Raw genomic sequence first — 19,824 nt, forward strand, 5'->3', positions numbered from 1 at the left:
TACTCTGGCTTTGAAAACTGCGAGACGGTACTTGTAGGTCTTAGCATTAATTCATTAATTCTTAGCATTAGATGTCGCAAAGTACAGCAACAATAACTACTACTGAAAAGCTGTAAAGAGAAATAAATACGAAGCTCTCATTTCAAAGACTTAAAGAAAGAGGCTTGTGGCATGCAACGTAGTGGTCTTCGCCAACCTTAACAAGCTCTGGCTCTTTTTCCGCACAAATCTTTTCCATGTAGGGACATCTTGGATGGTATTTGCATCCAGGCGGCGGATACCTTGGATTCGCAATTTCTCCCTTGATTTCAATCTTGAGAGCCTTTCCTGCAAGCGATGGTACCGCAGAAAGCAGCGCAGCAGTGTATGGATGTGCAGGGCTGTGTATAACATCCCTGACTTTACCAATCTCGACTATCTTGCCGAGGTACATCACTGCAATTCTATCGCCAATCAGCTTTGCAACGGAAAGATCGTGGGTGATGAAGATCATTGACAGGTTGTAGTCCCTCTTAAACGACATCAGGAGGTTCAGTATCGACGCCCTGAGTGAAACATCTATCATCGAAACGGGCTCGTCCGCAACAACGAACTCTGGCTTCAGTATCATTGCTCTCGCTATTGCCACGCGCTGCCTCTGCCCGCCGCTCAACTGATACGGATATCGGTTGTAGAACTGCTCCGCTGGTACCAAACCAACTCTTTCGAGCATGTCCAAAGCCTGCTCCTTTGCCTCCTTCTTGGTTGCAAGGTCATGAATCAGCAGAGGGTCTTCGAGGTGCTCGCCGATTTTCATCTTCGGGTTGAGGGATGCGTAAGGATCCTGAAAGATTATCTGCAAAAGCCTGCGTATTTTTCTGAGCTCCTCGCCTTTAACGTTTGTAATGTCCTTGCCCTTGAACCATATCTTGCCGTCTGTTGGTTCTTCGAGCTTTACCATCAATCTGCCAGTGGTGGTTTTGCCACATCCACTCTCTCCAACGAAGGCGAGGGTCTCTCCCTTTTTAACGTCAAACGAAACGTTGTCAACAGCTTTTATAAACTCCAGTTTCCTTGAGAGGAGAACTTCCAGAAAGGATTTCTGGACGGGGTAGTACTTCTTGAGGTTCTCAACCTTAACGAGTTCCATTGCTAACACCTCAGACGTAAAGCCAGCACTTTACTTTTCTTCCGTCTACTTCAACTGTCGGCGGCTCTCTGCTGCATTTATCCATGGCATGTGGGCATCTTGGCCTGAACCTGCAGCCTTCTGGCGGATTTACTAAATCTGGTGGAAATCCGGGCATTGGCTTGATCTCCCTGTCAATCCACACATCCGGAACGGATTCTATCAACCCTCTTGTGTACGGATGAAGCGGCTCGTCCACGACGCTTCTTGCATTGCCATACTCAACGAGCCAGCCAGCATACATCACCGCAATTCTGTCGCTTCTGGTTGCAGCGAGGGAGAAATCGTGGGTGATCAGCATTATTGCTCTTCCCTGCTTTTTCAGTTCATCGAGCAGATCCATGATCTTCTCCTGCACGATAACATCGAGTGCTGTCGTTGGTTCGTCGGCAATAAGCAGCTTCGGGTTCATAGATACTGCAAGTGCTATCATGATCCTCTGCCTCTGTCCACCGCTTAACTGGTGGGGGTAGTAGTCTATTCTATCCCCTGGCAGTCCTACCGACTCAAGCAGCTTGGAAGCCTTTTCGAGCGCCTCTTTTTTACTCATCTTCTCGTGCTCGATTATTGTTTCTGCAATCTGTTCACCTATTTTTTCGAGGGGGTCGAGACTCGTCATTGGATCCTGGAAAATCATCCCTATGTCTTTCCCTCTTACTTTTCTCATCTCTTCCTCAGACAGCTCCAGCAAATCGATCCCATCGAAAATTATCTTTCCACCAACGATTTTTCCGGGCGGAAGGATTAGCCTCATTACTGAAAATGCGAGGGTAGACTTGCCACATCCACTCTCGCCAACAATACTTACGAACTCACCTCTCTTAACGTCGAGCGAGACATTGTCAACAGCTTTCAGTATTCCCCTCCTCGACGAATACTGCGTTACGAGGTTTTCTATCTTGAGTAGAGTGTCTTTTGCTGTGTCGTTCATTGCTGTACTCATTGGCCGATTTATTGCTGCTGCTTCCATGTTACCTCTCCCTCCTCGGGGCGTAGACTTCGCTCAGCCCTTCACCAATAAGAGCAAAGCCCAATGCAAGGAGCATAACCATCATACCCGGAAACGTGATCATCCACCAGTAGCCTGCTGGCAGATATGGCTTCCCAGCGCTCAGATCGTAACCCCAGTCAGGTGTTGGGGCAGTAACTATGAAGCCAAGAAAGCTTAAGCCCGCCTCAGTCAGAATTGCATCTGCAACGCTGAGCGAGAACACCACAACTACCGTCGGCACAAGGTTTGGAAGTATGTACCTCAGCATTATCTTTGCATTGCTTGCCCCCACAGCCCTTGCAGCTTCAACGAAGAGCCTTGATTTTACCGATAGTGTCTGTCCACGAATCATTCTGAAGTAAGTTGGCACATACACAACAGATATTGCAACCATGGCGTTCAGGATGCTCGGGCCGAGAACTGCAGCAATTGCTATGGCCAGTATAAGGCTGGGGAAGGCATACATGCTATCCATCAGCATGGAGAGAAACCTGTCAAGCTTCCCTCCGAAGTATCCGGAAATTAGCCCAAGGGGGATGCCTATGCTCATCGAAGCAAGCGATGCTGAGAACACGACGAGTAGCACAACCCTTGAACCGTAAATGACTCTGGAGAATATATCTCTGCCGAGGTTATCGGTGCCCATGAGGTGCTTAGAAGAAGGTGGCTTCAGAATGTCTCCGGTGGACTTGGTAGGATCATATGGAGCGATGAACTGCGGAAAAGCTGCCATAAACACGACAGCGAAGACTATAGCCATCCCGGCTAACACCATCCATCTGCCTTCCGCTTCTGGTATCAGGAATTTAAGGAACCTCGTTGCCAGATTGTTCACTTCAGCGTTCATGCTTACACCTCAATACCTTATCCTTGGATCCACTAATGCGTAAATTACGTCCACGATCAGACTTATCAACGCTACAAACAGCGCGTAGAACACTATTGCGCCCTGCACTGATGTGTAATCTCTGTACTGTATCCTTTCAAGCAGGAACGTACCCATTCCAGGCCAGGAGAACGTTGTTTCAGTAAGCACAGCTCCTGCAAGCAGTATCGCAAACTGTAACCCCATAAGTGTTATCACGGGGATAAACGCGTTCTTCATCGCGTGAAATGCAATCTTCGAGCTTCTAATCCCTCTCGCCCTGTAGGCCAGTATAAAGTCCTGGCTGAGAACATCTATCAGGTTGTTTCTCACAAGCCTCGTGTATGCTCCAGAAAGAACGATACCAAGAGTTAGGGATGGCAGGAAGAGGTGCAGCAACGCGCTGCTGAGCGAGTCGAAATTAAGAGTTAGCAAACTATCAACCACATAAAGTCCTGTAATTCTGGCTGGCTCCAAGCCTGGATCGATTCTACCGCCTATCGGGAACATACCAAGATAGATACCAAAGACCATCTGAAGGAGCATACCAAACCATGGAATGAACAGCGTGTAGGCTACGATGCTGTATATTCTCATGGAGGTATCGATGGCGCTGCCTCGCCTGAAGGCTGCAATGGAGCCAGTAATAAGGCCAATTAGCACGCTTAGGGCAAATCCGAATATTGTGAGCTCGAGGGTTGCGGGAAATCTGTCCATGATCTCGTCTATAACCGGCCTTTTGCCCCATATCATTGATTTACCGAGGTCTCCTCTAAAGACGCTTGATAAATAGTCCACGTACTGCACTATCAGCGGTTTGTTGAGTCCTGCTTCTTCCCTCATCTTCTCAAGGACTTCGGGTGGGACTTTCTGTCCAACCATTGCGGCAATGGGGTCGCCAGGCAGGACCCTCAGGATGAAGAAGACTACAGTGAGCAGAATCAGGACTGTTGGGAGTACCGTCAGGGCCCTTGTTATTATGTACGTCTTCAGAGACGGCATCGCCTCACCTACGACATTGAGTTTATAAGTTTATCCCCTATAATGGATAAAATTAATAAAAATAATTTAAAAATTTAGGTCTCCCACTCGAGCAGCCAGTACCTGAAGATCATCGTTGGATCAAGTGTAATACCGCTGATGTCCTTGTTTGCCACTACGTACAGCTTACCCTGGATGAGCGGTATTATTGGCACGTCTTCCGCAAGGATGTCCTGGGCCTGTTCGTAGTACTTCGTTCTCTCGTTGATATCAGTAGATGCAGCAGCCTTGTCGAGAAGTTCGTCCATCTCCGGGTTCGAATAGCCGTTACCCAGCCACTTGTTGCTGCCGCTCTTCAGGAACGGCGTTGTATAGTCATCTGGGTCGAGGTAGTCTGGATACCAGCCAAGCAGGCTGAGCATCATTGCTCCCTTTCTGAGATAGTCAACGTACGTTGACCACTCGGCGCTCTTCAACTCGACTTCGATGACGCCTGTAGCCTCAAGCTGCTCCTTGAGAACCTGCGCAAGATCCTTCTCGGTGTCGCCGTAGTGGGTTGGTGTCCACCAGAGTTCTACCTTCAGCTTGTTGTTCTCGTCATAGCCAGCCTGTGCGAGCAGTTCCTTGGCAAGCTCGATGTTTCCATCACCGTACTTGTCGAACACCGACTTGTGGCCCCACATTCCCATGGGTATAAGCGTGTAGAGCGGTTCAACGGTGCCCATGTACACTCTCTGAGCAATGTCGTTGCGGTCAACCGCAGCGGCGATGGCCTTCCTTACAAGCTTCTCGTTCGTCGGCTCCATTGCCACGTTTACGACGATGTACCTTATGTATGCTCCAGGCGCTTCGATGACCTTAAGCTTCGGGTTCTGCTTGAGGGACTCGAGATCGACCGGTGTTAGCGTTCTCCACGCAATGTCAACATCTCCCCTCTCAACTGCAAGCCTGAGCGTCGTTGCGTCCTGGTAGAACCTGACGATTATTCTCTCAGTCTTCGGCTTCTCGCCGAAGAAGTACGGGTTGGCTTCGAGTATAAGCTCCTGATCTCTAACCCACTTAACGATCCTGTACGGTCCTACGCCACCAGCCGTCTGATCGGGATCGATTTCGTTAGCCTTGTATGCTGGGTGTACGGGGAAGTACGGCGGGGTTGCGAGCAGAGCGAGGAAGTAGGACACAGGTGTCTTCAGGGTGAACTTGACTGTGTAGTCATCAACAGCCTCAACATCTTCAACGAAGTCTGTAACGAGCCACGCTGGGTCTCCGTTAATTTCCATAACTCTCTTTATCGACCTTACCACATCCTGTGCTGTGCACGGCGTGCCGTCAGCAAACTTGAGATCCTTCCTCAGCTTGAAGATGTACACCTTTCCATTGTCCTGCACTTCGTACGATTCTGCCAAGTAAGGCTCAATTTCGGTTGTGCCTGGCTTGTAGCGCATCAAACCGCCCATGACGTTGTTCATAACTTCCCAGGTGTAGAAGTCGTAGGCGTTGCTTGGATCGAGATCCGTAACCTTGTCAGTTACACCGATTACTATCTCTTTCGCTGCCTCGGTTTCAACAGTTTCTGCTGGGGTGGCGGTTTCTGCTGGAGCTTCCTTCTGTGCACAGCCGCTTGCAGCAACGACAATCGCTATTATTGCAGCCAGCAGCAACACTTTCAGTATGCCATCTTTCAGTTTCATAACTGCACCTCCGGTTGATGATGGTTATGGGATGTTGATAAAACTTTCCAAAAATAAAATTGTTAAAGATTAATTAATTTAAATAATAGTGAGCGATGTGCAAGCTATGCGCACACTCGTACGCATATATTATAAAAAACCCTATGCAACAGAACTCTTCGTCCGGAACCACTCAGCAATGGCTTTGTCGTAAGCTGCGACATATTCAAAAGCTTCACTTGCAAGTTTCAGCCTGAATTCTTCCGTAAGACCCTCCTTCAGGTTTTTTATAACATCATCGTACTGCTCTGGTTTCGAGACTGCTAAGCACCGCCTGTAGTTTTTTGCAGCAGCCCTCAGGAGTGTCACACCGCCGATGTCTATGTTCTCAATGCACGGCTCCTCCTCAAATGGATACAGATTGACTACAACCATGCCAATTTCACCAGAAAAAATCGCTTCGTAAATTGCGGGATGGAGAGTCTTGAGCTGGTGCGTCTCCTTTAATCCGGTTAATTCGGATAGACGTCTGACTCTTACTCCCCTTTCTTCGAGGGACCTTGCCGTCCCTTCAGTTGCGAATATCTCAATTCCCATTTCCTCGAGCTTCGCTGTGAATTCTGCAACGCCTTCTTTGTTGCTTACGGATATCAGGGCTCGCATGGGTTTCAGAGTGGCAGGTAGGCATAAGAATGAATCGTTGCCGACAAAGGTTAAATACATCCCGACGAATGTCAGCCCATGAAAGAATGGTTTGAAAGGGAAAGAGCCGTTCACATTCAGTTTTACCGCCGTCAGCCCGTGGTATTTGTAAAAGGCGAAGGTTGCTACCTTTACGATGTTGAAGGAAAGAAGTATCTCGACATGGTTGCTGGCATAGCCGCTGCTACGTTAGGGCACTGTCACCCGAAATTCATTGCAAGAGTTTCAGAACAGTTAAAAAAGCTCGTTCACGTCTCCAACCTCTACTACACAACCCCGCAGATAGAGCTTGCAGAGAAGCTGAGGGAGATTACAGGGATGGACAGGTTCTTCTTCTGCAACAGCGGGGCTGAGGCAGTTGAAGCATCGCTCAAGATTGCGAGGAAAGCAACTGGCAGAAAGAAGTTCGTCGCATTCAGCGGCTCATTCCATGGCCGTACGATGGGTGCTCTCTCAGTAACATGGAAGGAGAAGTTTAGAAGGCCCTTTGAGCCTCTCGTTCAGCCGGTAGAGTTTGCAGAATTCAACAGCGTTGAGGACCTTGAAAAGAAAGTTGATGAAGAGACTGCCGCAGTTATTCTCGAGCCAGTGCAGGGAGAGGCGGGAGTATATCCGGCAACCAAGGAATTTATCAATGAGCTTTTCAGGCTCCGCGACGAGTATAACTTTCTCGTTATATTCGACGAAGTTCAGACGGGATTTGGAAGGACTGGCAGGTGGTTCGCAAAGGAGCACTACGGCGTAAAGCCTGACATCATGGCAATGGCGAAGGCTATGGGCTCAGGTTTCCCCATTGGAGGTGTCGGCGTTAGCGAGGAAGTAGCGGAGAAGCTCGAAGCTGGAGAGCACGCTTCAACCTTCGGCGGCAATCCACTCGCATGCGTTGCATCGCTTGCTACGATAGAAATAATAGAAGAGGAAAAGCTCGTTGAGAACTCAGAAAAAACAGGTAAATATCTACGTAAAAGGCTCGAAGAACTTGATGGCATCAAGGAAGTCAGAGGCATGGGACTGATGATTGGTGCAAAAGTTGAAAATGCTCCGGGCATGGTGTCGAGGAGTCTTGAAAAGGGTTTGCTCGTCAACGCAACGTCAGAAAATGCTCTCAGGTTCGTGCCGCCACTGATAGCGGGTAGAGAAGAGATTGATTTTGCTGTAGACATACTGTCGTCCCTGAAGTAAATGGAGTTGAAAGAGTATGCAGAGATCGAAGAAAACATAATAAAACTAAAAATTAAAATAAAATTACTCGCACGGAACGACGAGGACAGGAAGTACCGAGTTCCGTATTACGTTCTCAGCCGTACTGCCGAGAAGAAGCTCCTTGATTATGCTCTTACCCTTCTTTCCGATTACTATCAGTGTGGCACCGTTCACCGGAGCTGTCATGAGAATTTCCTTTGACGCAACTCCGCTGTGTACCTCTACTTCTACCGGGAAGTCAAGTTTTTCCTCATACTTCTTCAGCTCCTCCATTGCCTTTTTTGCATTCTCTTCCACTTCCTCAGCCCTTCCGTAGTCAACGACGTGCATCAGAACGGCCTCCTTGATAAACTCCTTGAACACTTCTGTTGCGCCAATTACCTTCTCTGAGCAGGGTGAGAAGTCAACAGCTATCAGGGGCTTCTCAAAAACTCTCTTTGCGTCCCAGTAGCACTTGATTGCCTTTTTTCCTCTGTCCCACTCGTACCTGACGAAGAGTACTGGCTTCTTGGCAGCCCTTGCGACGTTGGCGGCCGTTGAACCTATCAGCATCTCCCTGAATATGTTCTCACCCTTCATTGGCATATATATCAGGTCTACGTCCTCTTCTTCTGCCACTTTCGCAATTTCGATGGCGGGAGTTCCAAGTCTAACAATTCCTCTCGCCTTTATACCCATCTCCTCGAATTCCTTAGAGATTTCCTCAATTCTCTTTTGATACCTCCTCACCATTTCTTCGACAGCTTCGAGAGCCTGTCCGGTAGTTGGAACCACATCAAGCGCATGAAACAGAATTAGTTCGTTAGCCGCTCCTGAAGCAAAGAACCTTGGTATACAGTTTCCGAACGCGTATTCAGAGACTATTGAGAAGTCCACCGGAAACAGCACTTTTCTTATCATTTACCATCACCTCCTACCCAAATCGTAAGTTATTTTTTAGTGTTTTCGAACATATAAATTTATCTCCGGGTACTAATCCAAAAATAAAGAAGGGCTACAAGAGGGAAAGAGAAAAACATGGGGATTACCATAAGTGGTTCGAGTCCTACGAGAGACGACGGATGGAGCTGGAAGGTAGTAGAGGAATCAGAGTAAGCATACATGATGAGGAATGGTGTCAAAACCGAGTGAACGAAGGCTACATACGGTGAAACATGCTTTGCCGCAATGAATAGAATAAGTAAGATAATTAGGAGGGCGCTCAGAGCGAAGCGTGGTTCTGAAAAGGCCACACCTCCCCAGGCGAGCTTCATGAAAAGAGCCGAGACTGCGAGATTTGCAAACGCAAACATAACGCCAGCGATTGCAAATTTTTCAGATCTGATTTTTCTGCCGAAAACTTCCATGAGTGAGAGAACTGGTAGCAGGACAATGGTGAGAAAGGAGAAAAACGTAAGGGGCAGGTGAAGGTATATCAGCTTGTAGCTGTTTCCCAGCCGTTCTTCAGGAGGAGCGAGAATAGCGGAGATCATGAACGCTGCAAGCAGAAGGGTAACAGTTCTCATAACAGCTCTGCTGTAGTAAAGTGTAAAAAAGTAACGAAAGTAGATTTTACGTGGGGCCTAACGATATGGTGGACAGGTTCAGAGGGGCGATTGCTGGCTTCGCAGTAGGCGACGCGATAGGGATGCCCTATGAAGGATTACCAAAGGAGGATATCGAGATTGAAAGCTCTGAAGTTGAACCCGTTGAATGGACGGATGATACCGAGCAGATGCTGATTCTTGCAGAGTCTTTACTCTCTACAACGTACTTCGACCCGGAGGACTTTGCCTTCAGGCTTTGCAAGATAACCTCTCCGAAAATAGGGCCAACAACGGCAGAGGCGCTGAGAAAGCTCAGGTCTGGCGTACCATGGCGTGAAGCTGGTGTGGATTCGAACACATGCGGAGCGGCGATGCGCGTCATGCCTCTTGGTATCGTTTACAGCTTTAGCCTTGACCTCGTTGAAAGCTATGCCGTCATGCAGGCAATGGTTACTCACAAGGGGAAGGCAGCGATTGCGGGAAGCGTAGCCGTTGCCATAGCATTTGCGTGTATCTGCATGGATTATTCCGACGATGAGATTCTCGACGAAGTTTGCGCGAGATGCAGACAGTACGACGACTTGATGGCGGAAAAAATAGAGATGGCCAGAGATAGCAGTATTGAGGAACTCGGCACTACGATCCTCGCCACCGATGTCGTGCCCTCAGCTCTTCACTGCTATCTGAACTCCGAAAGCTACGAGGAGTGCGTTCTGATGGCCGTGAGGGCTGGAGGTGATACGGACACCATAGCAGCCATCGCAGGCGGGCTCAAGGGGGCAAAGCTTGGCCACTCAGCGATCCCCGAAAGGTGGGGGACATTTGCAGAGGAGCTCTTACACATCGCTGACGAGCTTTACAGGCTGTACGTCAGGATTTCGACATGATGTACTCGAACGCTGAATTGGCTGCTATGGCCCCATCACTGCAAGCGGTCACAACCTGCTTCAGAGGGTTGTCACAGCAGTCACCGGCAGCAAAAACCCCCGGAACACTGGTAGCCTGACGCCTATCAACCTTTATGTATCCTTTTGAATCTCTTTCAACCCCAAGGTTTACGACGATTTCTGTTTGAGGCCTGATGCCCACAGCTATAAACACGCCATCAGCCTCGACGACGAACTTCTCGTTCTTGACTCTGTCGAGGAGTACAACCCTCTCCACTCTATTGCTGCCCTCTATTCTCTCGACGACTGAGTTCCATATCACCGGTATGTTTCTCTTGAAAAGTTCGTCCTGCAATGCCCTGTCTGCCCTGAGCGCATCCCTTCTGTGGACGAGCGTAACGTCGCAGCCAATTTCTTTGAGATATACTGCATCCGTCACCGCGGTATTGCCGCCTCCAATCACGAGAACGCGCTTTCCCCTGAAAAAGTGGCCGTCACAGGTGGCACAGTAACTAACTCCTCTACCGACGAACTCCTTCTCACCCGGAACTCCGAGCTCTTTATGTTTGCCACCTGTCGCAACTATCACAGCCTTAACCCTATACTCCCCCGAATCGGTTTTAACTACGAATATGTCGCCGTCTTTCTTCAACTCCTCCACGCTTTCGAACCTGTGTTCTGCAAACTTCGTCGCCTGTTCCTTCATCTTCTCCAGCAACTCGTAGCCGCTGCCTTCAAATCCCGGGTAGTTTTCTATAAACGGAACAACTGCGAGCTGGGAGGGCATACTTTCGAAGAATACTGTTCTGAGGCCATACCTACCCGCGTATATGGCTGCTGTCAGTCCAGCAGGCCCAGCACCTATAATAGCAACGTCGTACTCCATGAGTAGGGATTTGCCTTCCGTTGTATTAATACTTAGGGGCGTTTTGTCTCTAACCTCAATACCATGCCAGTTAAAAACACTTAAATAGTGTATGTCGAAAAGCTTGACGAACATGGAGAAGCTTAAGGTCGCGCTCGGGGCAGTAATAATCGTATTCGCTATCGCTATGGCCTTCTCATTCAAGAGTGGTCTCTCACCCTACGTTACAGTAAGCTACGTTGTGGAGAAAGGAGAAGCAAGAAATGTGCAGGTTAACGGAACAATTGTCCCGAATTCGACGATATTCCTCGAGAACAACACGAGGATATTTGAGCTGACCGACGGAAAGACAAAAATGAAGGTCATCTACACAGGCATACTCTCCAACTATCAGGAGGGCATCCCCGCTGTCGTTGTTGGAGATTACTATGACGGATATTTCCATGCAACCAAAGTCCTCCTCAAGTGCCCGAGCAAGTACAAAGCGATGGAGGAGAACTACTCTGGAAAGGTGAAATAATGGATGTAGGCGAGGTTTTTCTGCTCTGTTCTTTGTTATCGTCGATAGCTGCCTCCTTTATTTTTCTCAGGTGTGTAGAGGAGGACAGGTGGAAGCCCGCGAGAATAGCTCTTCTGTCTTCTCTTACCTTCCTGACCGCAGCGCTCCTGACCTTACTGTACTACTTCTTTGCAAGAGACTTCAGCGTTCAGTACGTTTTTGAGTACTCCGATATACATCTGTCCACGCTTTACACCATCAGCGCCCTGTGGGCGGGCAGGGAAGGCTCACTCCTTCTCTGGGCGTGGTACCTTGTAATTTTCAACACCGTCCTCCTTTTCAGTCAGAAAAATCATAAAGATAGAGTTGTTGCCCTCGCCCTCGCAATCTCAACGCTCGTTGTTATATTCTTTAACGTCCTCCTCCTGACATCCTCAAACCCCTTTGTCCGCCTCGATTTCAGGCCGCCAAATGGAATAGGCCTCAACCCACTCCTGAGAACTCCGGAAATGGCATTCCATCCGCCCACGATATTCCTCGGCTACGCCGGCATGACAATTCCATTCGCCCTTGCGATAGCAGCCACATTCTTCAGGGAGAACTGGATAAAACTCTCGCGGAAGTACCTCATAGTTTCCTGGGCGTTTCTGAGCATTGGCATACTTCTGGGTGCGTGGTGGGCGTACAAAACCCTTGGCTGGGGCGGATTCTGGGGCTGGGACCCCGTTGAGAACGCGAGTCTGCTGCCCTGGCTTACCGCATCGGCTCTGCTTCACGGAATGATTGTGGAGGAGAGAAAAAGGGGGTTAAAGCTTCTGAACTACGCTCTTGCAATTATAACCTTCGATCTCGTTATTCTTGCAACGTTCGTAACGAGAAGCGGGATAATAAGCTCCGTTCACGCTTTTGGCCAGAATCCAGAAGCACATGCGTATCTTGCGCTCATAGCCCTCGCTACTGCTGTTGGAATCACTGTATGGGCACTTAGAAGGGATTTCTTCAGCGGAAGCCTCGAAGGTGTCAGAGAGAAGCTGATTCTCGGAAATATGGTTATTCTACTCCTCTCCATGGCGACAGTCCTGCTGGGCACCCTTGCCCCGCTCTTCATTCCAAACGCGTCCGTCGATCGCCACTACTATGACCGGCTCGAAATTCCTCTTGGAACTGCTCTCGTAGTCCTCCTCGGCATTTGCGCCGCTATAGACTGGCGAGCAGATAGGGAGAAGTTTATCAGGTACAGCAAGTATTCTGCCGTAGTCGGGCTGATTGCTGGCGTTGCAGTTTACCTATCTTTCAAGGCGACGATTGCGGCCATAGGTATTGCGATCTTCTTCTTTTCACTTCTGAACCACGTTCAGGACCTGAGGATAGTAGATATTGCCAACAGGAGAAAGATCGGTGGCTACGTAGCTCACATTGGGTTAATATTCCTCTTTATTGGGGTTATGGGTGCGTGGCTCTACGAAGAGAGCTACAAGCCTGTGACGATAGAATACGGGAAGTCCGCACAAGTTGGAAGCTTTGAGCTCAGACTCGTAGGCTTCGACGTAAAAGAGGACGAGGAAAAATTCTGCATAATTTCGAAGGTGGAAATATACGAAAACGGTGAACTTCAGGGAGTAACCTATCCAAAGCTCATATTCTACAAGCTTATGCGACAGGACAGAGTTGTTTCGTCGGTGGAAATTATATCGCAGCCGTTCAGAGATCTATATATTGCTATGGGCGGCGTTTCTAAAGACGGAAGCAGAGCGTACTTCGAGTTCTACGTCGTTCCTCTCGTCTCCTTCGTCTGGCTCGGCTCCATGCTGATAATAGCTGGAGGTATAGTGGCCCTGATGCCCTCGAGAAGAGCTATGAAGAGAGCAGAATAGATATTTAGAATTGCTTGAGTCCTCAGACCTAAGAAAAAAAGCGTTAAGAAATAGAAAAGTAGAAAATAATATGGAGACATCTCCGGTCGTGAGCCCGCTATGTGAGAAAAGTCTGGTCTCGAGGGTTAAAATAATACCAAATCTGCTCCCAGAAGAGAAAGCCTTTTTAATGAGGGTCTGCGAGGAAATCGAGAAGAGCAGCGTTGATAGAGAGTTGCCCGTGCTGTATGCAGGCTCGGGCGGAGATGTGGAACATGCCGTCATTCTGGGTGACAACCTCGTTTTCGTCGATTCCCACCTTCCTGAAGTGACACTTATGGAAATCAGGCACGGAATTGACAGGATTGGAGGAGAGATAGTCGAGGAGAGAAGAGAGGGTGTGCTCGGAAAGGGCGGAAGACATGTGATAAACTTCAGGCTGAATGGATGCGACATTAACCTCACATACTATGCTGAAGATGCAACGAAAATAGGCGATGAATTCATGCCAGAAGAGCTGAAAGACGGCTGTTCCGTCTACTTCGTCAAGGTTCCGCTGCCTAAGGAGGAGAGAGTTGGTTCCCTCGTTTCTCCAGAAGTCTTGGCCAGAATGCTGGATTTCGTCGTGAATGGCGGGTTCTATCTGGAAAGAGAATGTCCTATAACCCGCTTTCTGAGTCCTGAACTTGCTGGATTTGAGAAAGTTGCGTCCGGTTTCATCTCGGCGCTGTCAATCAACTACGACGAAGAAGGAAACCTTTACAGGAAGGTTAGAGATGTAGAGAATCTTGCAGAATTGTTAAGAGTTGACAGGGAGCTTTACAGACTGTGCGGGAGTAGACATAACAGCGGATTAGATGTAAATGATGAACTATCAAAACATGAAGTGATAAGGTTAGCAAGAGAGCACTGCGAGAGGTTCCCTGACAAGCTTAAAGATGAGGTAATAAAAGCCGTGAAGACTTTTGTGGAAAAACTTTAAAAATAACCACATGCGCGGGCCGGGATTTGAACCCGGGCTAACGCCTCGGAAGGGCGTTGTCCTACCGCTAGACTACCCGCGCTCTGGCAGGCTTCTACAGATTGGCAGGGTCTCTTTGTATTTATTGTTTTTGGGAGGGTGTGACAATGGGGTGCCCAGTCACTCCGAAAGTTTATTTTATTGGTATATGTCTGGCGAATCACATGAAGGTGGCCTGGGACGCGAGCCACGGCGAATTCACCATTGAAGATTACTACTACTTTTCGAAGCTTAAGAGGTATGCGGGGCAGGAGGGAGTAGAGATCGTAGAGATCAAGAGCTTCTCGAGGCTTGCAAGCTACGATACAATCGTCTTCAACTATCCAGAGATCAGATTCAGGAAGTGGGAGATTGGCAGAATAAAGGCGTGGCTGAAACGGGGCAAGCGGATAATCTTCGCGGCCTACTATTCGAACCTCGACGGGGTTGCGGAGAACGTAAACAGAGTTCTCGCGAAGGTTAGCGATGTCAGGGTAAACTACGACGTCATCGTTGACGATTCAAACAACCACGGCGACAGTATGTATCCGAAGGCCGTGTGCAGAGGCATGGAACTCGTAATGCCCTGCTCCGCCTCCGTCAGCGGTGGAGAACCCTTCGTCACGAGTGCATCTGGAGCTGTCTTTGGAACGAGGGATGGCAACCTTTTCGTCCTCGGAACGTGCGTTTTCTGGGATAACTTCTCCATAGGGCTTGCCGACAACAGGAAGTTCTCGTTGAAGTTGCTAAAGGGAGAGCTTTAGTTACAGTACTATATTTTGTCTGTACCCGCACTCCGGACATCTATCCCCGTCGAGCTCGTTCTTAACTATGTAGAACCCTTCCCTGTCTATCAGCTTTGTACCACAGTTCGGGCAGTATGTGTCCTCGTACTCATGTCCCCACACGTTTCCTATGTAAACGTACTCCAGCCCCACGTCCTTCGCTACCCTTACTGCCATCTCCAGCGTGTAGAGGGGTGTCGAGGGCTTGTCAGTCATCTGGAAGTCAGGGTGGAAGCGGGAGAAGTGTACCGGTATGCGCTTGTCCATGCTGCAAACCCATTCTGCAAATTCCTTTATCTCCTCCTCGCTGTCGTTCTCTCCCGGTATTACGAGGTACGTAATTTCGAGGAAGATGCCCTTTCTGTGCATATACTCCACGGTATCGAGGACTCTCTCAAGCTTCGCCTTGCATATTCTTCGGTAAAATTCCTCGCTGAAAGCCTTAACGTCAACGTTGGCCGCATCAAGCACATCGAGCTGGTCTATTGCCTCTTTGCTCATGTAGCCATTGGTTACGTAAACGACGTAGTAATCTCCACGCTTCTTAACCTCCTTGCTCGCGTCAAGCGCGAACTCGTGCCAGATTCCCGGCTCGTTGTACGTCCACGCAACTCCATCGGCTCTTTTCTCTACCACAAGCTCTGCAACGTCTTCTGGCTTCAGTTCTCTGACGTATGGATACGTCAGGTCTGCAAACGCTATTGAGTAGTTCTGGCAGTGGAGACAGCGGAAATTGCAGCTTATGCTGCCAAAAGACAGGACATCCGTCCCGGGCTTGAAATTGTGGAAGGGTTTCTTCTCGATAGGATCAACGGCCATTGACGACACGAGGCCGTAGTTGTAAACCATCAAATTTCCCTTCTCATTCTTCCTTACCCTGCAGATTCCCCACTTCTCTGCCTTGAGCTTGCAGTAGTGGTTGCACGTTTTACATTGCACATCTCCATCGAGTTTCTCGTAAAGGTACGATTCAACTATCATCCCTAAAACTTTAGTCGTTCAACTGATTTAAGCGTTGGCTTTGGGTTCTTGATTTCAAGTATTGGCAGTTAAAACCAGTCTTAAATCCTGCTCAACCTAACTATACCTCAAACACGCTCGTAAGTCTGGTAAAATCTACGCGTGATAGTGCTGTGAAATGCCGACGGATTCTTCGAGTACTCTTCCGCGAGATTTCGCACACTTCTGGCGGAAAAAAGAGGTGATAGTGAGGCAAAATAGCCCTTGAGGTGCATGTTGAAGCAGACCACAAGAATTGACGCGAGATTAGCAGCAATGCCTGCGATAAACAGCCCGTGCATAGTTTTGTCGAGGAATTCCCTGTATCTGCGCCCAGCCTCCAGAGCTTTGGGGCAGAGCAGCGAGCACGGGTAGAAGTTTGTTGCAAAGAGAGAGTAGCTCTCGTCCGGCAGGTCTTCTTCACCTTCCAGAATTCTGACTGTAAGCTCCGCAAGACCTCGCTCGACAAACTCCTCTGCAATAACTCTTTCCGGAGAGGGTAGATCTTTGCCCTCCATCCTCCCTTTCTTCAGTTCGACGAAGGCATTCACGCAGCAGTCGGGATAACCAAGCATTCTCCCTTCGATTTCATTAATTCTCGCTATTTTCCTTGCATCCGACTTTTTTATCGCAGATTTCTCAGCGTTTCTGATCTTTGATAACATCTTCGCAATTGCTCGCTCCCTACCTGCTCTTACAAGGTAAAACTGCATCTCCGGAGCGAATTCGAGCCTGGGTGAGCTGATTATTCTGTTAATAATAAAACAGAACGGGACAGGCTTTATTTCACAGTACTCCCGCAACACGTCTGGCGTTCTGAAAACTCTCGCCTCCTCCTCAGCCCACCTCTCAAGCCTTTCCACGTAATCGTAAAGCTCGTTCAAGCTGCAAATCCCCTGTCTGTATCCAGAAAGCAACCTGTGCAGTGGAAGTTGTGCTCCTGCAGAAATCTCAGGAAAGGGATTGTACATTACGCAATCGGTAAGTCCGGCAGCAATTCTTCCAGCCTCAAAAATTAGAGAGAAACTCATTTATTGTTTCTGCCAGATATCACTTGACTTGCTCCGGTGCGAGTTCAAGGAGTATCTTGTGGGCAGTTATGACTCCAACGGGCTCTCCTGAGTCCGTAACTATGAGAATTCTCACACTTTCGTCTCTCATTATACGCAGCGCCTCTCTGATCTTGGTGTTCTTTTCCACAAGAACGACTTTTGGAACCATTACTTCCTTAACGGGTCTGTCAAGTATGTTGTTTGCGAGAGCTTTTGCAACCTGTATGAGACCCAAAAGACCGACGAAAGCCTCTCCTTCCTTAACGGGAGCGCAGTGAATCGTGTGCTCTGCCAGCACTTTTGCTGCCTCTCTCACGGTTTGATCTGCATCGACTGTTATAATCGGCGAAGACATGTGCTCTCCGACTGTATCTTTGGGGAGCGCAAAGATTTTTTCAATATCTATTACTATGGAGTTCGTTGTGTCGTCCCTTCCCGTTACTGTCCCCCAAACCATGAGTTCGTTAACGGGAGTTGGCCCTATAACCACTCTGTCTCCAGGATTAATCTTTCTTATATCTCCAAGAACCCTTATTCTTGCACCACAAACCTTAGGATGGCTCAGCGACGGGAGGTCTATCTCCTCAGCACTCGCATCTATAACCTCACCGTTGACGGTGATCGGCACTCTAACTGCTTCTTCTGGCTTGGTTATTGCGAGAAGCTCGTACGCCTTTGCCGTTGGCCTGTATCCACCTTTTGGTCCAGGGACGCCCTCAACAAGGCCCAAAGCACGCAAAGCCTGCATCTGGTTTCTGACAGTTCCAGGATTTCTGTTAATGAGTTCGGCGATTTCTTCGCCTTTTATCGAAGCGCCACCCTTCTTTTTGTAAAGTGTGATTAGCGCATAGAGTATGTCCTTCTGAATCTGGGTAAGCTCGAGCATGTACCCTCCTCCTTTGGCTTATCCTAATTTGTGCGACTATAAATATTTTTCTTGAGATATCTCTCAGATTAAAATTCTTTCAAATTAATTTTAGGCTGATTTTTAACTTCCGGGCAAGGTTTTTTATAGCTGCCTACAACTGCACCTTGATGAAATTTGAACCAAGAAAACTACCAACCGTGCTTACAGCCGACGAACTACTCGACAAGGCCTTCAGAAAGGCCTCGAAAGTATCGGGCAGAAACAAGAAGGAAAAGACACTCAACAAGCTCGCCACTGTATCCAATGTCCTTTCCAGTTACTTTGATCGCATAATCACATCCCATCCCAATTACTCCGCCCTTCCAGACTTCTACAGAGAGATGATCGATGTAGTCATTGGGCTCGGCAGGTTAAGGAAGAGCCTTGCCGCTCTTAAGTGGGCGGACGGAATGATTCAGAAAATTATAACCAAGAGTGTTAGAGAGGTGAAGGGCGGGAAAAACCCGGAGGTCGTTATAAAAGCGGCCTACGGCAGAATTGCCTCGATTGTGAATCAAATTGACGACGAGCTTCGTTTTCTCAATGAAGCAAAACAGAAGATGCGTCAGATCCCAGTTTTTGGCGACGAACCAGTAGTAGTCGTTGCCGGCTATCCGAATGTGGGGAAGTCAAGCTTCGTCGCAAGGATTTCTACTGTACAACCCGAGATTGCAACGTACCCCTTCACAACGAAGGAGATATATGTGGGCATCGCCGACATCGATGGAAGGGTCCAGGTGGTCGATACTCCCGGGCTGCTCGACAGGCCGATACACAAAAGGAACCCCATCGAGCGGAGAGCAATCCTCTGCCTGAAGCACCTTGCCGACTGCATTCTGTTCATAATCGATCCGACAGAAACGTGCGGCTACCGCATCGAAAGCCAGCTTTCACTACTCGAGGAGGTAAAAACGCTTGAAAAGCCAGTAATAGCCGTTTACAGTAAGGCAGACATGCACGACAGGCGAGACTTGCCAGCGTTCTCCAGCGTAACTGGTGAGGGCATCGAGGAAGTCGTGGAACTCATAAGAGAAGTTTTGAAGTCAAGGAGGTCAGAGGAGCTGGGAGAGCAGGTAGCCTGCGATAGTGGGGATGTTGAGGAAGGGTAAACCGGCCTGAGGTTTCCCGACCATTCTGAGAAGGATGGCAAGTCCGATAAGTCCACCAGATAGACTCATCAGGGCCGAGAGCTTTATGAAGCCTATCGCTGGCGAAGACGTGAAGTGCTGGGCGGACACGACGAGTATGTTCGGAACGACTATGTCTCCAACACCTATGTAGATTGCCTTTTTCTCTTCCCCTTCTTTGCTACCAATGGCCTCGAAGCTGAAATCCCTCGTGAGAGGTATCACAAAAAGCAGAGGGAGTCTTAGCCTCGTCACCGATTCTGCCAGGCTTATCATGTGTTTCGTCCTATACACGGAAATTGCATCGTATATGGCGAGTATCAGCAGCAACACTATAGCCGGAAGAGGTTCGAGGCTTATGCCAAATATAGAAATTATACCTACCGACAGCAGAAAAGCAGAAACGTCTATTACAATCCAGTTCGGCTTTTTAACGAGGAACAGAACGATAATCACAGCAGGAATGGCAGAAAGCAATCCTGCAAATGGATAGATGACGTAATAAACTGAAATTAAAATAAGACCGTACATTACGAGCTGTAGAACGGCCTTATAGCGGGAAACCACAAGGATAAATGCTGTGAAGGCGAGTATAGCCACAAAGTACAGAATGGAGTTGGAGATGTCCCCCGGATTCTCGAAGGCCTGCACTCCTGCAGCCTCATACTCCGGCGTTACAGCTATGGCTACAAGTGCGGCAAAAAAATAGATTGCAAGTATCGCGTACCTTGCCTTCATATTTCG

20 protein-coding genes and 1 tRNA gene are annotated in these 19,824 nt (G+C 48.6%); 7 read left to right on the forward strand and 14 right to left on the reverse strand.

Features of this window, described 5'->3' with window-relative positions; translation table 11 throughout:
* Positions 1-142: 142 nt before the first annotated feature.
* From ARCVE_RS09835 to ARCVE_RS09860, 6 genes are all read right to left on the reverse strand, one after another.
* On the reverse strand, positions 143-1,129 hold the full coding sequence (locus ARCVE_RS09835; RefSeq protein WP_013684622.1) for an ABC transporter ATP-binding protein: 987 nt from the start codon (positions 1,127-1,129) through the stop codon (positions 143-145).
* Between the two features lie 10 nt (positions 1,130-1,139).
* The gene (locus ARCVE_RS09840; RefSeq protein ID WP_013684623.1) at positions 1,140-2,138 is read right to left on the reverse strand and encodes an ABC transporter ATP-binding protein; all 999 of its coding nucleotides are present in this window, start codon (positions 2,136-2,138) and stop codon (positions 1,140-1,142) included.
* Between the two features lies 1 nt (position 2,139).
* Positions 2,140-3,006: an ABC transporter permease gene (locus tag ARCVE_RS09845; protein WP_013684624.1), complete on the reverse strand. Its 867-nt coding sequence runs from the start codon at positions 3,004-3,006 to the stop codon at positions 2,140-2,142.
* Between the two features lie 9 nt (positions 3,007-3,015).
* A complete protein-coding gene (locus ARCVE_RS09850) occupies positions 3,016-4,026 on the reverse strand; it encodes an ABC transporter permease (RefSeq protein WP_013684625.1) in 1,011 nt (336 codons plus the stop codon).
* 74 nt (positions 4,027-4,100) lie between these two features.
* Positions 4,101-5,696, reverse strand: a complete 1,596-nt coding sequence (locus ARCVE_RS09855; protein WP_013684626.1) for an ABC transporter substrate-binding protein — start codon at positions 5,694-5,696, stop codon at positions 4,101-4,103.
* Between the two features lie 141 nt (positions 5,697-5,837).
* Positions 5,838-6,338, reverse strand: a complete 501-nt coding sequence (locus ARCVE_RS09860) for a phosphoribosylaminoimidazolecarboxamide formyltransferase (protein ID WP_013684627.1) — start codon at positions 6,336-6,338, stop codon at positions 5,838-5,840.
* A 78-nt stretch (positions 6,339-6,416) separates the two neighbouring features.
* Between ARCVE_RS09860 and ARCVE_RS09865 the strand changes: the two genes are divergently transcribed.
* Entirely contained in the window at positions 6,417-7,559 is a 1,143-nt protein-coding gene (locus ARCVE_RS09865; protein ID WP_013684628.1) for an acetylornithine transaminase, read from the forward strand.
* A gap of 63 nt (positions 7,560-7,622) precedes the next feature.
* On the opposite strand, the gene ARCVE_RS09870 is transcribed toward ARCVE_RS09865, so the two are convergent.
* Together ARCVE_RS09870 and ARCVE_RS09875 are read right to left on the reverse strand one after the other, a co-directional pair.
* Positions 7,623-8,480 carry a universal stress protein gene (locus tag ARCVE_RS09870; RefSeq protein ID WP_013684629.1) on the reverse strand — a complete coding sequence of 286 codons (858 nt, stop codon included), beginning with the start codon at positions 8,478-8,480 and terminating at the stop codon, positions 7,623-7,625.
* Positions 8,481-8,539: 59 nt separating this feature from the next.
* The gene (locus ARCVE_RS09875; RefSeq protein WP_013684630.1) at positions 8,540-9,085 is read right to left on the reverse strand and encodes a hypothetical protein; all 546 of its coding nucleotides are present in this window, start codon (positions 9,083-9,085) and stop codon (positions 8,540-8,542) included.
* A 50-nt stretch (positions 9,086-9,135) separates the two neighbouring features.
* On the opposite strand from ARCVE_RS09875, the gene ARCVE_RS09880 reads away from it, so the two are divergent.
* Complete coding sequence (locus ARCVE_RS09880; protein ID WP_232215801.1) at positions 9,136-9,993, forward strand: ADP-ribosylglycohydrolase family protein; 858 nt, start codon at positions 9,136-9,138, stop codon at positions 9,991-9,993.
* Here the strand turns inward: ARCVE_RS09880 and trxB are convergent.
* On the reverse strand, positions 9,977-10,879 hold the full coding sequence (gene trxB, locus ARCVE_RS09885) for a thioredoxin-disulfide reductase (protein ID WP_013684632.1): 903 nt from the start codon (positions 10,877-10,879) through the stop codon (positions 9,977-9,979). The two genes, ARCVE_RS09880 and trxB, sit on opposite strands and share 17 nt — an antisense overlap.
* 112 nt (positions 10,880-10,991) lie before the next feature.
* Between trxB and ARCVE_RS09890 the strand changes: the two genes are divergently transcribed.
* The 3 genes from ARCVE_RS09890 (at position 10,992) to ARCVE_RS09900 (ending at position 14,192) form a co-directional block, all read left to right on the forward strand.
* Positions 10,992-11,378 (forward strand): cytochrome c maturation protein CcmE domain-containing protein, encoded by a 387-nt coding sequence (locus tag ARCVE_RS09890; RefSeq protein WP_013684633.1) that lies wholly within the window; start codon positions 10,992-10,994, stop codon positions 11,376-11,378.
* Positions 11,378-13,231, forward strand: a complete 1,854-nt coding sequence (locus ARCVE_RS09895; RefSeq protein WP_013684634.1) for a heme lyase CcmF/NrfE family subunit — start codon at positions 11,378-11,380, stop codon at positions 13,229-13,231. Before ARCVE_RS09890 ends, ARCVE_RS09895 begins: the two co-directional genes overlap by 1 nt.
* Before the next feature lie 70 nt (positions 13,232-13,301).
* Entirely contained in the window at positions 13,302-14,192 is an 891-nt protein-coding gene (locus ARCVE_RS09900) for a hypothetical protein (RefSeq protein ID WP_013684635.1), read from the forward strand.
* Between the two features lie 11 nt (positions 14,193-14,203).
* Here ARCVE_RS09900 and ARCVE_RS09905 read toward each other — a convergent pair.
* A tRNA-Gly gene (locus ARCVE_RS09905) sits at positions 14,204-14,274 on the reverse strand.
* A gap of 121 nt (positions 14,275-14,395) precedes the next feature.
* On the opposite strand from ARCVE_RS09905, the gene ARCVE_RS09910 reads away from it, so the two are divergent.
* The gene (locus tag ARCVE_RS09910) at positions 14,396-14,974 is read left to right on the forward strand and encodes a DUF4350 domain-containing protein (protein ID WP_048086010.1); all 579 of its coding nucleotides are present in this window, start codon (positions 14,396-14,398) and stop codon (positions 14,972-14,974) included.
* On the opposite strand, the gene amrS is transcribed toward ARCVE_RS09910, so the two are convergent.
* The 3 genes from amrS to ARCVE_RS09925 form a co-directional block, all read right to left on the reverse strand.
* Positions 14,975-15,976: an AmmeMemoRadiSam system radical SAM enzyme gene (amrS, locus tag ARCVE_RS09915; protein ID WP_013684637.1), complete on the reverse strand. Its 1,002-nt coding sequence runs from the start codon at positions 15,974-15,976 to the stop codon at positions 14,975-14,977.
* A 107-nt stretch (positions 15,977-16,083) separates the two neighbouring features.
* Positions 16,084-17,025, reverse strand: coding sequence for a DUF483 domain-containing protein (locus tag ARCVE_RS09920; RefSeq protein ID WP_013684638.1), 942 nt, complete (start codon positions 17,023-17,025; stop codon positions 16,084-16,086).
* A 19-nt stretch (positions 17,026-17,044) separates the two neighbouring features.
* Positions 17,045-17,932, reverse strand: coding sequence for a CBS domain-containing protein (locus tag ARCVE_RS09925; protein ID WP_013684639.1), 888 nt, complete (start codon positions 17,930-17,932; stop codon positions 17,045-17,047).
* Between the two features lie 149 nt (positions 17,933-18,081).
* Between ARCVE_RS09925 and ARCVE_RS09930 the strand changes: the two genes are divergently transcribed.
* Positions 18,082-19,062, forward strand: a complete 981-nt coding sequence (locus tag ARCVE_RS09930) for an NOG1 family protein (protein WP_013684640.1) — start codon at positions 18,082-18,084, stop codon at positions 19,060-19,062.
* On the opposite strand, the gene ARCVE_RS09935 is transcribed toward ARCVE_RS09930, so the two are convergent.
* Positions 19,006-19,818: a presenilin family intramembrane aspartyl protease PSH gene (locus ARCVE_RS09935; protein ID WP_013684641.1), complete on the reverse strand. Its 813-nt coding sequence runs from the start codon at positions 19,816-19,818 to the stop codon at positions 19,006-19,008. The two genes, ARCVE_RS09930 and ARCVE_RS09935, sit on opposite strands and share 57 nt — an antisense overlap.
* Positions 19,819-19,824 lie beyond the last annotated feature (6 nt).

Origin of the sequence: Archaeoglobus veneficus SNP6, from assembly GCF_000194625.1 — an archaeon.
Classification (GTDB): Archaea; Halobacteriota; Archaeoglobi; order Archaeoglobales; family Archaeoglobaceae; genus Archaeoglobus_C; species Archaeoglobus_C veneficus.